The sequence below is a fragment of the Streptomyces apricus genome (assembly GCF_008369065.1).
In the GTDB taxonomy this organism is placed as follows: domain Bacteria; phylum Actinomycetota; class Actinomycetes; order Streptomycetales; family Streptomycetaceae; genus Streptomyces; species Streptomyces apricus.
Map to the genome: position 1 here is coordinate 34,009 of NZ_VDFC01000003.1, position 13,521 is coordinate 47,529.

Here is a 13,521-nt window from a genome sequence, read left to right on the forward strand (position 1 = left end):
GGCCGGGCCCCGGCCGGGCCCGTCGTACCGTCTTGCCGGTCACCGGGGATTCAGCCGTCGCCGGCGGGAGATGATCGCACGCGCGAGCCGGCGCGGTGTCAGGCGGTGTGCCTGCGGACGGCTTCGAGCAGGCCGTCGATGTCCTGGGCCGTCGTCGCGAACGAGGCCACGAAGCGGACCACGCCCGGCTCCCAGCGGTCGTGGTAGAAGACGTACCCGTCCGCCAGCAGGCCCTGGGTGACCTGCTGCGGCAGCCGGCAGAAGAGGATGTTGGCCTCCGCGGAGCCGAGGAGGTCGACCCCGGGCACGGCCTTGAGGCCCTCCTGGAGGCGGGCGGCCATCGCGTTGGCGTGGGCCGCGTTGCGCAGCCACAGGCCGTCGGTCAGGTAGGCCTCCAGCTGGGCGGCGTGGAAGCGCATCTTGGAGGCGAGCTGGCCCGCCCGCTTGGCGCGGAAGGAGAGTTCGGCGGTCAGCGAGCGGTCGAAGACGACGATCGCCTCGGCCGTCATCGTGCCGTTCTTGGTGGCGCCGAACGACAGCAGGTCGACGCCGGCGCGCCAGGTCAGGTCGGCGGGCGTGGCGTCGAGGGCCGCGACGGCCCCGGCGAAGCGGGCGCCGTCCATGTGCAGGCGCAGGCCCGCCTCCTTGACCGTGGAGCCGAGGGCGCGCAGTTCCTCCGCGGTGTAGACGGCGCCGGTCTCGGTGGCCTGGGTGACGCTCACCACGGAGGGCTCCACGCTGTGCACGTCCCCGGCCTTGTGGCGTACGGCCGCGCGGAGTTCGTCCGGGTCGATCCGCGCGTCGTCGCCGCCGAGCGCGACCAGCTTGGCGCCCGCGGTGTAGAACTCCGGTGCCCCGCACTCGTCGTTGTTGATGTGGCTGTCGCGGTGGCACAGCACGCTGCCCCACGGCGGGGTGAGGGCGGCGAGGCCCAGGGCGTTCGCGGCGGAGCCGGTGGAGACGATCAGGACGTCGACGTCGCGTTCGAAGATCTCGCCGAGCCTGCGGCGGACGCCGGCCGTGACGTCGTCCGACCCGTACGGCGGGGCCTGTCCGGCGGCCGCCCGGACCACGGCCTCGACTATCTCCGGCGAGGCGCCGGCGGCGTTGTCGCTGCTGAACATGCGGGCGGTCGCGGTGGTGCTGTCGTTCATTCCTGCGGTCCTGACTTTCCTCGGGCGTCTACGGGGGGCCCCACCCGCGTGGGCCGTGGTACCTGCGGCAGCGGGCGGTACCTGCGGCAGCGGGCCATCCGGCGCCTCCCGTGGTGTGTCCTCCCCTGGCCGCCGGCGTCCTCCCGGCACGGTGTACGAGCCGCACGCGGCCGGGGCCGGTACCGGAAATGTTCGGCCGTTCTGTCCCCGTTGCCGCGCCTTATAGGCTTGGTCCGTTCTGGGGCCGCCGGGCAATGGTGCTCAGCGCGACGGGTCACGGGGAGTGGAAGTCCCCCGGACCCGGTCGCCTCCCACGACCGGACCGCTGTCTTCGAAAGGCTCCCCGCACCATGCCGCTGGCCCTGCTGGCCCTGGCCGTTGTCGCGTTCGGCATCGGCACCACCGAGTTCGCCACCATGGGGCTGCTGCCCCAGATCGCCGACGGGGTCGGGGTGTCCGTACCGCACGCCGGGAACCTCGTCTCGGCCTACGCGCTCGGCGTCGTCGTCGGCGCCCCCGTCCTGACGGGCGTCGGGGCGCGCATACCCCACAAGCGGCTGCTGCTGCTCCTGACCGGGCTGTTCGTGGTCGGCAACGCCGCGTCCGCGCTCGCCCCCGACTACGGCCTGCTCTTCGCCGCCCGCTTCCTGGCCGGTCTGCCGCACGGAGCGCTGTTCGGTGTGGGCGCGGTCGTCGCCTCACGGCTGGTGGCCCCCGACCGGGCGGCACGCGCCGTGTCGCGGATGTTCCTCGGGCTGACCGTCGCGAACATCGTCGGCGTACCGGCGAGCACGGCCCTCGGGCAGCAGCTCGGCTGGCGCTCGGCCTACTGGGCGGTCGCCGCCATCGGCCTCCTGGCCCTCGTGGCGCTGGCCGTCTTCGTCCCACACCAGCCGCGTGCGCAGCAGTCCGGCATCCGGCACGAGCTGCGGGCGATGGGCAACAGGCAGGTCGCGATCGGCCTGGCCACGGCGGTCGTCGGGTTCGGCGGGTTCTTCGCCGTCTACAGCTACCTGGTGCCCATGCTGACCCACCTGACGGGCATCTCCGACTCCTCGACCACCCTGGTGCTCGCGCTCTACGGCGTCGGCATGACCGCCGGCACCCTGCTCGCGGGCCCGCTCACGGACCGCGCCCTGCGGCCGACGCTGTACGGCGGGCTCGTCCTGCTCGCGGCGGCACTGGTGACGTTCTACTTCACCGTCCACAGCACCGTGCCGGCCCTCGTCACGATCGCCTTCCTCGGCGCGATGGGGTCCCTCATCACCACGCCGGTCCAGATGCTCCTGATGGCCAAGGCCAAGAACGCCCCGACCATGGCGGCCGCCTCCAACCACTCCGCCTTCAACCTGGCCAACGCCGGCGGCGCCTGGCTCGGCGGGCTGGTCATCTCGGCGGGCTGGGGCTGGGCCGCGCCCAGCCTGGTCGGTGGGGCGCTCGCGGTGGCAGGACTCGGCCTCGCCTTCACGGGAGGCCTCATGGACCGGGGCGGCCCCCGCTCCGAGACGGTCGCCTCCTCCACGGGAGGAACCCCCGCGCCGGCCGGTGAGGACACGGTGCCGCAGCGCACCTGACACCGGCGCCGGCCTCAGCCCGCCAGGGCCTGGTCCACCGTGGGGTAGCACCGGATGATCGCGTCGAGGCCGACCATGTCCATCACGCGCCGTACGGGTGCCTGCGCGCCTGCCACGCGCACCCAGCCCTCGCTGGCCGCCGCGGCCTTGTAGGCGATGATCAGCAGATTGATGCCGCTGGAGTCCATGAAGGTCACACCGGTCAGATCGGCGACGGTCCGGGCCGGCCCGTCGCCGACCGGTGGCGTCAGCAGGTCCCCGACCCGGTTGCGCGCGTCATGGTCCAGGTCTCCGCACAGGGTGACGACGCGTACGCCGTCGGCGGTGGTGTAGCTGGTGGAAAGGGGGCCTGGTTGGGCCGGGTGCGACTGGGTCACCGTGTCCTCACTGCGTTCGCCGGTGCGGTTCGGACCCGGGCACGTACCGCGGGTCTGCCACGCGCGGGCGCCGGGGTGCATGCTCGAACGGTGGGCCCGCAGAGCAAGAGTCGCACGGTGCGGACCGTGGCGGGCCCGGGACGGACGGGCAATCGCGCGGGCGGACGGAAAAGTGCGGCCGGCCGACGGCGACAGCGGAGCCCGGCCGACGCGTCCACGGGCATGTCCAGCGCCATGGACCGCACGCGGCCGGTGGCGGGCGAGCCGGTGCCCGGCGCCCGCGAACACGCTCCCGGCCCCGCCCTGCTGGAGCTGCGCATCGCGGGCGCCTCGGTGGAGCTGACCGTGCGGGACGACGTCGGCGCGCCCGTGGGCCCGCGCGGAGGTCCCGTCCGCTCCGGCCGCCCCGTGGCGGGGAGGAGCGATCCGTTCAGTTGACGCGCCGGTAGGCGGCGCGGGCGTGGACGATGCGGGCGAACGCGGTTCCGGCGACGGTCGCGGCGAGCAGGCAGGCGAGCCAGACCGTGTCGCGGTGTCCGGCCCAGGTGAGCTGTCCGGCGGGCGGTATGGCGAAGCCGTTGAGCAGCAGCCAGCACAGGACGGCGGTGCCGGGCGCCGCCGTGAAGCGGGCGCAGGCGCCGAGCAGGGTGGCGAGGAGGGACAGCGCGATCAGGGCCGCCCTGGGCTGTCCGTGCCCACCGAGGTGGTTGGTGACCGCCACCAGCAACAGAGCGCCGGTGAAGGCCCCCAGCCAGACGAACGGGGTGGCGACGGGCCGGGGAACGGCCCTGGCTCCTGTGCTCAGCCGCGTCCACTCGATCACTGCTCGTGCTCCGTCCTCGTGTCCCTCCGGGGCGCGGGCCGGGCACGTGCTCCCGCCGGCCCGGACCCCTGGTGAATTCTCCCACCGGACGCGTCCGGCGCCATGGGCCAGGGGCCGCCATCCGTCACGGTACGCGGGCGGTCCACTGGGCGGAGCTGAACTTCGACACGGCCAGTTCCTCCGCACGCCGGCGCTCCTCCTCGGTGACGCCGCCGGCGCTGAGGCCGTAGCGCGCGCGGAAGGACGCGACCATGCGGTCGATGACGGCTTCGCGGGACAGGCCGGTCTGCCGCCTGAGCGGGTCGACGCGCTTCTTGGCGCTGCCCGTGCCCTTGTCGGACAGCTTCTCCCGGCCGATGCGGAGCACGTCGAGCATCTTGTCCGCGTCGATGTCGTACGACATCGTCACGTGGTGCAGGATCGCGCCCGGGCCGCCGTCGGGGCCGACGACGCGCTTCTGCGCGGCTCCGGCGATCTTGCCGACGTCCGTGGCGATGTCGTTGAGGGGCTGGTACCAGGCCTTGATCCCCATGTCGCCGAGTGCTTCGAGCACCCAGTCGTCGAGGTAGGCGTAGGAGTCGGCGAACGACAGGCCGGAGACGAGCGAGGCCGGGACCGAGAGCGAGTAGGTGATGGTGTTCCCGGGCTCCACGAACATCGCGCCGCCTCCCGAGATCCGCCGTACGACGGTCGTCCCGTGACGGCGGGCGCCCTCCGCGTCGACCTCGTTGCGCAGGGACTGGAAGCTGCCGATGATCACCGCCGGTCCGCCCCACTCCCACACCCGCAGGGTCGGTGGCCGCCGCCCCGCGGCGACCTCCGCGGTGAGGACCTCGTCGAGCGCCATGTGCAGTGCGGGCGACTGGGGTTCGTCGTGGATGAACTGCCAGTCGTAGTCGGTCCAGTCCGTCGCCTGGGCGAGGGCCCGGCGGACGGCGACGGCGACGCCCTCGGGCGTGACCCCGTACATGACCGTGCCCTCGGGGAGGCCGCCCTGGACGCGGGCGGCGAGCTCGGCCGCGTCCGTGGTGGCCGGAAGTCCTTCGAGGGCGCCGTCGATGGCGAGGATCGCCTCGTCGGGTTCGAGGAAGAAGTCCCCCGCGACCCGGACGTCACGCAGGACGCCGTCCCTCTCGTCGAGGTCCACGACCACGAGCTTCCCGCCGGGGACCTTGTATTCGCCGTGCATACCGCTTCCGCTCCCTACCCGCCCCGCTCGTCGCGCAACGCTGTTCCCACAACGTCCTGCTCCCGCGCCTCATTCCGGGGCGCGGCCCGTCCGGCGCGCCCGTGCGTTCACCCGTACGCGGGTGCGCCGGCGCGGTTCCGCGCCGGTGTGCCCGTCACGAGGTGACCGGTTCCGGCCGGAACGCCTGGTCGGCGTTCTCCTCGACCCACGAGCGCAGCGCGTTGAGCGGGACCGCGGCGCTGCGGCCGAGGGGGGTGAGGGCGTACTCGACGTGCAGGGGGACAGCGGGGTAGACCGTGCGGTCGAGCAGGCCGTGGTCCTCCAGGCGGCGCAGCGTCTGGGTCAGCACCTTCGGGCTGACGCCCTGGAGCCTGCGCTGGAGCTCGCCGAAGCGCCGGGGCCCGTCCTCGAGAGCGCCGATCGCCAGCGCGGCCCATTTGTTGGCCAGCAGGTCCAGCAGGCTGCGGCAGGGGCACTGCGCCGCGTAGACGTCGTGGTGCTCGTGCTGGCCGCTGGGACAGGTGGTCGTCATGCTCGCTCTCCTCACCAGGTCACTTCCCGACGGGAAGTACTGGTCCTTGATGGTAACCACGTCCCCGGGTTTAGCGTCACCGGCGTCGGTGGGAAGGCTGCCGACGGCCTTCCCCACGTTCCCTTCCCAGGAGATGAGCATGTCCGCAGACACGATGCGCGCGGTGGTCCAGGACGCTTTCGGCGGTCCCGAGGTGCTGCGGGTCCAGCAGGTCCCGCGTCCGGTCCCGCTGCCCACGGAAGTGCTCGTACGGGTGCACGCGGCCGGGGTCAACCCGGTGGACTGGAAGACCCGCGCCGGCTCCGGCATGGCCCACGTGCTCGGCGAGCCGCCCTTCACGGTGGGCTGGGACGTGTCCGGAGTGGTGGAGGAGGTCGGCTTCGGCGTGACCACGCTGCGGCCCGGCGACGAGGTGTACGGCATGCCGTGGTTCCCGCGGGCCGGCAACGCCTACGCCGAGTACGTGACCGCTCCGGCCCGCCAGTTCGCCCGTAAGCCCGCCACCCTCGACCACGTGCGGGCCGCCGCCGTGCCCCTGGCCGCGCTGACCGCCTGGCAGGTCCTGGTCGACACCGCGCACGTCCGGGCCGGGCAGCGGGTCCTGGTGCACGCCGCGGCGGGCGGGGTCGGTCACTTCGCGGTCCAGTTCGCCCGGCACCTGGGCGCCCACGTGATCGCGACCGCGAGCGCCGCCCGTCACGCCTGGCTCAAGGAGCTCGGCGCCGCCGAGAGCATCGACTACACCGCCGCCCCCTTCGAGGAGGCGGTCGCCGACGTCGACGTGGTCGTCGACCTGGTGGGCGACGATCACGACCGGACCAGCACCCGTTCCCTGGAGGTCCTGCGTCCGGGCGGCCTGCTGGTCGCCGTCCCGTCCGGCGTCTCCCCGGAACTGGCCCGGGCAGCCGAGGCCGCCGGGGTGCGGACCTCGGCGTTCCTGGTCGAGCCGGACGGCGCGGGGCTGACGGCCGTCGCCGGTCTGATCGACGCCGGGCACGTCGCCGTGGAGGTCGAGGAGACCTACCCGCTCGAAGAGGCCGGCACGGCGCACGCCCGCGGGGAGACGGGCCGCACCCGGGGCAAGCTCGTCCTGACCGTCGCCGACTGACCGTCGCCGGCTGACCGCTCCCGTACGCGTCCGCCCGTCCCGCCCCGCCCCGCCGGGCGTTAGGGGATCCCGATCATGGGTACTCGCCGCCCGGCAGCGGACGGGGCAGGGCCGGGACCTGTTCCGTGCTGCCGGCCGGCCGCCGTGTGGCGACCGGCCGGACGTGCGGTGAGACTGGGGCGAACGGCGCCTGACGATGGGTGGGTCATGTTTACCGTTGAGGAAACGATCGAGGTCGCGGTTCCGGTGCGTACCGCCTACAACCAGTGGACCCAGTTCAAGAGCTTCCCCCGGTTCATGACGGTGGTGAAGAAGGTCGACCAGGTCAGGCCCGCCCTGCTGACGTGGACGCTCGGGATCGGCCCCCTGCGCCACGAGTTCCAGGCCGAGATCGTGGAGCAGGAACCCGACTCCCACCTGACCTGGCGCAGTCTCGAACGGCACGCCGTCCACCAGGGCGAGGTGACGTTCCGGCCCGCCGAGACGGGCGGTACGACCGTCACCGTCCGGATCGAGGTCGACTCCCGGGGCGCCGCCGGTGTCCTCGGCCGCCTGCCCCACATGGTGAGCCGGGTCGTGCAGCGGGAGCTGACGCACTTCAAGGCGTACGTCGAGGGGCTCGGCGCCGAGAGCGGCGCCTGGCGCGGCGTCATCCGCGGCGGACGCGTACGGCCCCAGGAGGAGCGGCCGCACAGGAGCCGGGTGGCCCAGTGGCCCGTCGGCTGATCCCGGGACGACAGCAGCACAAACGGCAGCAGCGTGAGCGAGAGGCAACCCGATGAAGAAGGCGCCCGGCGACGAGCCGAACGAGGCTCTGACCGTGACCCCGCCGAAGAAGTGGGCCGCGGGCGTGCCCGCGGTGGTGCACGCCCTGGAGTACTCCCTGGAGGAGACCTCTCCACGGCGCACCGGGGAGACGCTGCTGACCATGAACCAGGTGGGCGGCATCGACTGCCCCGGATGCGCGTGGGCGGACCCGGCGCCGGGGCACCGGCACCGCAACGAGTACTGCGAGAACGGCGCCAAGCACATCAACGACGAGGCGACGCTGCGGCGCATCGGCGCCGACTTCTTCCGTGAGCACACCGTCTCCGACCTGGCCCAACGGTCCGACAAGTGGCTGAACCAGCGCGGACGGCTCACCGAGCCGATGGTCAAGCGGCCGGGCTCCGACTCCTACGAGCCGATCAGCTGGAACGACGCCTTCGAACTGCTGGCGTCGGAGCTGAAGTCGCTCGACTCCCCCGACGAGGCCGTCTTCTACACCTCGGGCCGGGCCAGCAACGAGGCCGCCTTCACCCTGCAGCTGTTCGCCAGGGCCTTCGGCACCAACAACCTGCCCGACTGCAGCAACCTGTGCCACGAGTCCAGCGGCTTCGCCCTGCACGAGACGCTGGGCACGGGCAAGGGCACGGTCAGCCTCGACGACCTGCACCACGCCGACCTGATCTTCGTGGTGGGGCAGAACCCCGGCACCAACCACCCGCGCCAGCTGTCCGCGCTGGAGGAGGCCAAACGCAACGGGGCCCGCATCATCGCGGTGAACCCGCTGCCGGAGGCCGGCCTGCTGCGGTTCAAGAACCCGCAGAAGCCCCGCGGGGTGATCGGGCAGGGCACCGAGATCGCGGACCGGTTCCTGCACATCCGCAACGGCGGCGACCTGGCCCTGTTCCAGGGCCTCAACCGCCTGCTGCTTGAGGCGGAGGACGCCCGGCCGGGCAAGGTGCTCGCCCGCGACTTCATCGAGAGCGACACCAAGGGCTTCGAGGAGTTCGCCGCGCACGTCCGCACCATCGGCTGGGACGACATCCTCGCCGCGACCGGCCTGGCCCGCGAGGAGATCGAGCAGGTACGGGACGAGGTGCTGCGCAGCCAGCGCGTCATCGTCTGCTGGGCGATGGGCATCACCCAGCACAAGCACGCCGTCCCGACCATCCGGGAGATCGTGAACTTCCTGCTGCTGCGCGGGAACGTGGGCCGGGCCGGCACCGGCGCCTGCCCGGTCCGTGGGCACAGCAACGTGCAGGGCGACCGCACGATGGGCATCTGGGAGCAGATGCCGGACCATTTCCTGGACGCGCTCCAGGAGGAGTTCGGCTTCGACCCGCCGCGCGCCCACGGGCTGGACTCGGTGAACGCGATCCGGGCGATGCGCGAGGGCCGCATCAAGTTCTTCCTCGGTCTGGCCGGCAACTTCGTGCGGGCCGCCCCGGACAGCGAGATCACCGAGGAGGCCATGCGCAACTGCCGTCTCACGGCGCACATCTCGACCAAGCTCAACCGCTCCCACACCGTGTGCGGCGAGACGGCGCTCATCCTGCCGACCCTCGGCCGCACGGAACGGGACTTCCAGGCCGACGGGGAGCAGTTCGTCACCGTCGAGAACTCCATGAGCGAGGTGCACACCTCGCGCGGGCGCCTGCAGCCGTCCTCGCCGCTGCTGCTCAGCGAGATCTCCATCCTGTGCCGGCTCGCCCGGCACACCCTGGACCAGGACGCGGCGAACATCCCGTGGGCGGAGTTCGAGGAGGACTACGGCACGATCCGCGACAGCATCTCCCGTATCGTCCCGGGGCTGCACGACTTCAACCGGCGCGTGACGCGGCCCGGTGGCATCCAGCTGCCGAACCCGGTCAACGAGGGCGTCTACCACACCGACGTCGGCAAGGCGCTGTTCACCGCCAACGACTTCGAGATGCTGCGGGCCCCGGAGGGGTACCTGCTGCTGCAGACCCTGCGCTCCCACGACCAGTGGAACACCGTTCCCTACACGTCCAACGACCGCTACCGGGGCATCCACGGCAGCCGCCGGGTGGTGCTCGTCAACCCGGAGGACGTGACGGAACTGGGCCTGACCGACGGTCAGCACGTCGACCTGGTCAGCGTGTGGACCGACGGCAGCGAGCGCCGCGCAGAGGACTTCCGCGTGGTGCCCTACCCCACCACCCGGGGCTGCGCCGCCGCGTACTACCCGGAGACCAATGTGCTGGTGCCGCTGGACAGCGTGGCCGACAAGAGCAACCAGCCGACGTCGAAGGCGATCGTAGTCCGGCTGGAGCCGGCCGCGTCCCGGGTGCCGTCGGCGTCCGCGGCGGCGTCGGCTTCCGCGTCGTAGGCACGGCGGGGATGAACCTCAGGGGCCTCAGGGGCCTCAGGACGGCCTGAGGCGCACGGGATGTGAGACGCGCAAGGGCGCCGGAACAGTCGTTCCGGCGCCCTTGCGGTGTCCGATCCTGGGATCAGGCGGGCGTGATGTTCTCGGCCTGCGGGCCCTTCTGGCCCTGCGTGACGTCGAAGTTCACGACCTGGCCCTCCTGCAGCTCACGGAAGCCGGAGGCGTTGATGTTCGAGTAGTGGGCGAAGACGTCGGGGCCGCCACCCTCCTGCTCGATGAAGCCGAAGCCCTTCTCGGCGTTGAACCACTTCACAGTTCCCTTGGCCATGCTGGTGCCTTTCCAGTCGATATCGGACCCGCACCGCGCGAGCCCGGAGGTGATCGCCCTGGTCCTGCACTGCACAGCAATATGCCCGCGCCGGAGCGCGGGCAGGTACTGCGAACCACGACATCTGGGGATGACGCTACACGGTGGAACGGCCGACCACCAGAGAGCAACGTCCATGATCCGAACCGCGTCGCGCCGGAAGGCCCGCCGCGGGGTGTGAAGTGGGGCGGAGCAGGGCGGACTACTCGACGTCCTTGATGACGGCGGTGAGCGTGTCCTCGTCCATCGTGTCGGGGACCTCGACGCCCGAGGGGAGCTTGTAGGCCTGGCCGCGGACGGCGCCGCCGGGGAACTCGGCGGTGTGGAGGTTGAAGTACCAGTTCTGCGGATTGGCCTTGATGCCCTCCAGCAGCTCCCGGTCCTTGACGGTGACCGTGCCGTAGGCGAACTTCTCGCCGTCCGGCAGTTTCTTCGTGAAGAACGGGATCTTCACGTCGCCGTTGACCCCCTTGACGCCCTTGTGGAGGTGGGCCAGGGTCGGCGTCCCCACTCCGGTGAAGGTGAACGCGTAGGAGACCTGGTCCCCCTGGATCCGCATCAGGGCGAGCGCGCGCCCGTCCTCGTCGCCCACCGCCGGTCCGCCCTCGACCGGCACCTCGTCGGCGCCGCTGAGGACCGATCCGAAGAAGGCGGCGCCCGTCCTGTTCTTGTCCCACCGGCCGGCGCCGTCGGCGGCGGCACCCTCCGCGGCGCGGTCCGCGCCGGACGACGCGTGCCCGCCGGCGGCCGGGCTGCCGCCACCGGCACTCGCGCCCGGGCCGGTGCCGGTGCCGGTCGCCGCGTCCTCGCCGTTGCAGGCGGTCAGCAGCAACGCACCGGTGACGGCGGACACGACGATCATTCCAAAACGCTTGCTGTTCATGGCAGTCACGGCCTTTCGAGTCCTGGGACCGCGGCTCCTGCGCGGTCCGTCACCCACCACACGGACCGCGCCCACGCTCCCAGTCACCCGATGACACACCTGAGACGGTCCTGAGACGGCCTGCGCTCACTCGGTACGCGCCCCCGACACGACCGCGCTCGCGACGACGTCGAAGAGGTGATCGGCGCGCGGGGCCAGCGAGGGCTGGTCGCCGAGCCACGCCAGCGCCGCGATCAGCGCGAACAGGTCGGTGCCGTCGATGTCGCCGCGCGCCGCACCCGCGGCCTGGGCGCGGGCGAGGAGCCGCGCGCCCGCCGCCCGCAGGGTGACGCACGACGCGTGGAGGGCGGAGTCGGTGTCCTCGATCGCCGCCGCCATCAGGACCGTCACGCCCCGGTACTCGGTCGTCCAGGCGACGCAGTCGCGCAGCCACACGAGGAGGGCCTCCTCGGGCGAGCCCGACGTCTCCAGCTCGGCCGCCCGCGCCGTCAGCTCGTCGAAGCTCGTACGGAGCAGGGCGTCCAGCAGCGCCTCGCGCGTCGGGAAGTGACGCAGCAGCGTCGCGAGCCCGACGTCGGCCCTGCGCGCGATGTCGCGCAGCGACACGTCGACGCCCTCCTCGGTGAGGGCGGCGCCCGCCACTGCGAGCAGGTGGTCGCGGTTCTTCCTGGCGTCGGCGCGCATCTGTCCCCCTTGACTATCCGGATCAGTGGTCCATATATTCGGATCAGTGGTCCATTTATGTGGACCGCTGATCCGAATACGCTACACGGCGGCGCGACCAGGCGCGATCAGGAGAGAACAGTGTCGACTCTCACCATGAGGGCGGTCCGCGTGCACGAGCACGGCGGCCCCGAGGTCCTGCGTCTCGACGAGGTGCCCGTCCCCGAGCCGGGACCGGGCGAGGTACTCGTCCGCGTGCACGCGGTCGGCGTCAATCCCCCCGACTGGTACCTGCGCGGCGGACTGACGACCATGCCCGGCGAGACGGAGCCGGACGTCAGCCTGCCGGTGATCCCGGGAACGGACGTGTCGGGCGTCGTGGTGGCCCTGGGCCCGGAGGTCCCCTCTGGGGTCTCCCCGGACGCGAACGGCCTTGCCGTCGGCGACGAGGTCTTCGGCCTCCTGCGCTTTCCCAGCTTCCGCGGCAGCGCGTACGCCGAGTACGTGGCCGCGCCCGCCTCGCACCTCGCGCGTAAACCGGCCGGCCTGGACCACGTGCACGCCGCCGGGGCGCCCATGGCGGGGCTGACGGCGTGGCAGTTCCTGATCGATCCCGGGCACGACCACCCGTCACCCTTCCAGCCGCACCCGCACCGGCCGACGGCACTCGGCCCCGGAAAGACGGTGCTGGTCAACGGCGCCGCGGGCGGCGTGGGGCACTTCGCCCTGCAGCTGGCGAAGTGGCAGGGGGCGCATGTCGTCGCGGTGGCGTCGGGCGCCCACGAGGCGTTCCTGCGCAATCTCGGCGCCGACCGGTTCATCGACTACACGAAGAGCCGCCCCGAGGAACTCGTGCACGACGCCGACCTCGTCCTCGACGCCGTCGGCGGACCCGGCAGCCGCCGCTTCCTGCGTACGCTCAAGCGGGGTGGCGCCCAATTCTTGGTACTCCCCGGCGAGTTCGACCCGGAGGAGACCGCACGGCTGGGCGTCACGGTGTCGAGCGCCCAGGTCCGCTCGAACGGCACGCAACTGGCCGAGCTGGGACGCCTGCTCGAAGCGGGAACGGTCCGCGTCGCGATCGACAGCACGTTCCCGCTCGCTCAGGCCCGAGAGGCACACGAGCGGGCGTCCCACGGCCACATCCGGGGCAAGATCGTACTGACGGTAGCGCAGAACACTCAGGGCACCTCGTGAGAGGTGCGGCGGACCAGTGATCCGAACTTCGCCCGGGCCTCGGCGATCGGCCCAGTGTCACTCATGTACAGAACTGCACACTTCACGCGCCCGTACGGCTTCTCCCTCACTCGGAAAGCCGGCTTGATCGTTGGGCGCAGCAGCCCGGGCCGGGCACGGAAGGAGACAGGTTCCTCCGCCCGCGTCTGCGTCGGCGCCGATGTGCGTCACCGGACAGCGTTTTCGACCCCGGTCCGTACGACGGCGACCCGCGGGACTTGGACAGGGAGTGGATGCCGCCGCGAGCGGAACGGCCGCGTGGGCAGGCAACCCTGGAGTGCCGTTGTTCCAGCCGGTGGGACCGGACCGGGGACGGACGGGGGCCAGGACGGTTTCGCTGCTGCCGCGCTGACCAAAATGTCCGTAGTGTCACAGAACGATCCACCTGGCGCGCACGACGGTCGGCTATTGTTGCCGGGCGGCAATTTTTCTGGCGTGTGCGGAAGTCCTGATCGGGAGTGGATTGTGGCAGCGCCGGATGAGTCCGGACCGGTTCCGGC

General features: G+C 72.1%; 14 protein-coding genes. 6 read left to right on the forward strand and 8 right to left on the reverse strand.

What is annotated here, in order from left to right; genetic code table 11:
* Positions 1 to 98: 98 nt before the first annotated feature.
* The gene (locus FGF04_RS00560; protein ID WP_149509174.1) at positions 99 to 1,154 is read right to left on the reverse strand and encodes a threonine aldolase family protein; all 1,056 of its coding nucleotides are present in this window, start codon (positions 1,152 to 1,154) and stop codon (positions 99 to 101) included.
* A 350-nt stretch (positions 1,155 to 1,504) separates the two neighbouring features.
* Between FGF04_RS00560 and FGF04_RS00565 the strand changes: the two genes are divergently transcribed.
* A complete protein-coding gene (locus tag FGF04_RS00565; RefSeq protein WP_149509175.1) occupies positions 1,505 to 2,728 on the forward strand; it encodes an MFS transporter in 1,224 nt (407 codons plus the stop codon).
* A gap of 14 nt (positions 2,729 to 2,742) precedes the next feature.
* On the opposite strand, the gene FGF04_RS00570 is transcribed toward FGF04_RS00565, so the two are convergent.
* The gene (locus tag FGF04_RS00570; protein WP_149509176.1) at positions 2,743 to 3,186 is read right to left on the reverse strand and encodes an STAS domain-containing protein; all 444 of its coding nucleotides are present in this window, start codon (positions 3,184 to 3,186) and stop codon (positions 2,743 to 2,745) included.
* A gap of 153 nt (positions 3,187 to 3,339) precedes the next feature.
* Between FGF04_RS00570 and FGF04_RS00575 the strand changes: the two genes are divergently transcribed.
* The gene (locus tag FGF04_RS00575) at positions 3,340 to 3,543 is read left to right on the forward strand and encodes a hypothetical protein (protein ID WP_149509177.1); all 204 of its coding nucleotides are present in this window, start codon (positions 3,340 to 3,342) and stop codon (positions 3,541 to 3,543) included.
* Here FGF04_RS00575 and FGF04_RS00580 read toward each other — a convergent pair.
* The 3 genes from FGF04_RS00580 to FGF04_RS00590 all read right to left on the reverse strand — a co-directional run bounded on the left by FGF04_RS00580 (position 3,536) and on the right by FGF04_RS00590 (position 5,649).
* Positions 3,536 to 3,928 carry a hypothetical protein gene (locus tag FGF04_RS00580; RefSeq protein WP_149509178.1) on the reverse strand — a complete coding sequence of 131 codons (393 nt, stop codon included), beginning with the start codon at positions 3,926 to 3,928 and terminating at the stop codon, positions 3,536 to 3,538. The two genes, FGF04_RS00575 and FGF04_RS00580, sit on opposite strands and share 8 nt — an antisense overlap.
* Before the next feature lie 124 nt (positions 3,929 to 4,052).
* On the reverse strand, positions 4,053 to 5,117 hold the full coding sequence (locus FGF04_RS00585) for a lipoate--protein ligase family protein (protein WP_149509179.1): 1,065 nt from the start codon (positions 5,115 to 5,117) through the stop codon (positions 4,053 to 4,055).
* Between the two features lie 154 nt (positions 5,118 to 5,271).
* On the reverse strand, positions 5,272 to 5,649 hold the full coding sequence (locus FGF04_RS00590; protein ID WP_149509180.1) for a winged helix-turn-helix transcriptional regulator: 378 nt from the start codon (positions 5,647 to 5,649) through the stop codon (positions 5,272 to 5,274).
* A gap of 139 nt (positions 5,650 to 5,788) precedes the next feature.
* Here FGF04_RS00590 and FGF04_RS00595 point away from each other — a divergent pair, with 139 nt between their 5' ends.
* The 3 genes from FGF04_RS00595 (at position 5,789) to FGF04_RS00605 (ending at position 9,872) form a co-directional block, all read left to right on the forward strand.
* Entirely contained in the window at positions 5,789 to 6,757 is a 969-nt protein-coding gene (locus tag FGF04_RS00595; RefSeq protein ID WP_149509181.1) for an NADP-dependent oxidoreductase, read from the forward strand.
* 207 nt (positions 6,758 to 6,964) lie between these two features.
* The gene (locus FGF04_RS00600) at positions 6,965 to 7,483 is read left to right on the forward strand and encodes an SRPBCC family protein (RefSeq protein WP_149509182.1); all 519 of its coding nucleotides are present in this window, start codon (positions 6,965 to 6,967) and stop codon (positions 7,481 to 7,483) included.
* Positions 7,484 to 7,535: 52 nt separating this feature from the next.
* Positions 7,536 to 9,872: an FdhF/YdeP family oxidoreductase gene (locus FGF04_RS00605; RefSeq protein WP_149509183.1), complete on the forward strand. Its 2,337-nt coding sequence runs from the start codon at positions 7,536 to 7,538 to the stop codon at positions 9,870 to 9,872.
* Between the two features lie 124 nt (positions 9,873 to 9,996).
* Here FGF04_RS00605 and FGF04_RS00610 read toward each other — a convergent pair whose 3' ends face one another.
* The 3 genes from FGF04_RS00610 to FGF04_RS00620 form a co-directional block, all read right to left on the reverse strand.
* Positions 9,997 to 10,200, reverse strand: a complete 204-nt coding sequence (locus tag FGF04_RS00610) for a cold-shock protein (protein WP_107014587.1) — start codon at positions 10,198 to 10,200, stop codon at positions 9,997 to 9,999.
* Between the two features lie 241 nt (positions 10,201 to 10,441).
* The gene (locus FGF04_RS00615; RefSeq protein ID WP_149509184.1) at positions 10,442 to 11,122 is read right to left on the reverse strand and encodes a CHRD domain-containing protein; all 681 of its coding nucleotides are present in this window, start codon (positions 11,120 to 11,122) and stop codon (positions 10,442 to 10,444) included.
* A 126-nt stretch (positions 11,123 to 11,248) separates the two neighbouring features.
* Positions 11,249 to 11,806 carry a TetR/AcrR family transcriptional regulator gene (locus tag FGF04_RS00620; protein ID WP_149509185.1) on the reverse strand — a complete coding sequence of 186 codons (558 nt, stop codon included), beginning with the start codon at positions 11,804 to 11,806 and terminating at the stop codon, positions 11,249 to 11,251.
* A 120-nt stretch (positions 11,807 to 11,926) separates the two neighbouring features.
* Between FGF04_RS00620 and FGF04_RS00625 the strand changes: the two genes are divergently transcribed.
* Complete coding sequence (locus tag FGF04_RS00625; RefSeq protein WP_235882109.1) at positions 11,927 to 12,982, forward strand: NADP-dependent oxidoreductase; 1,056 nt, start codon at positions 11,927 to 11,929, stop codon at positions 12,980 to 12,982.
* Positions 12,983 to 13,521: the final 539 nt, after the last annotated feature.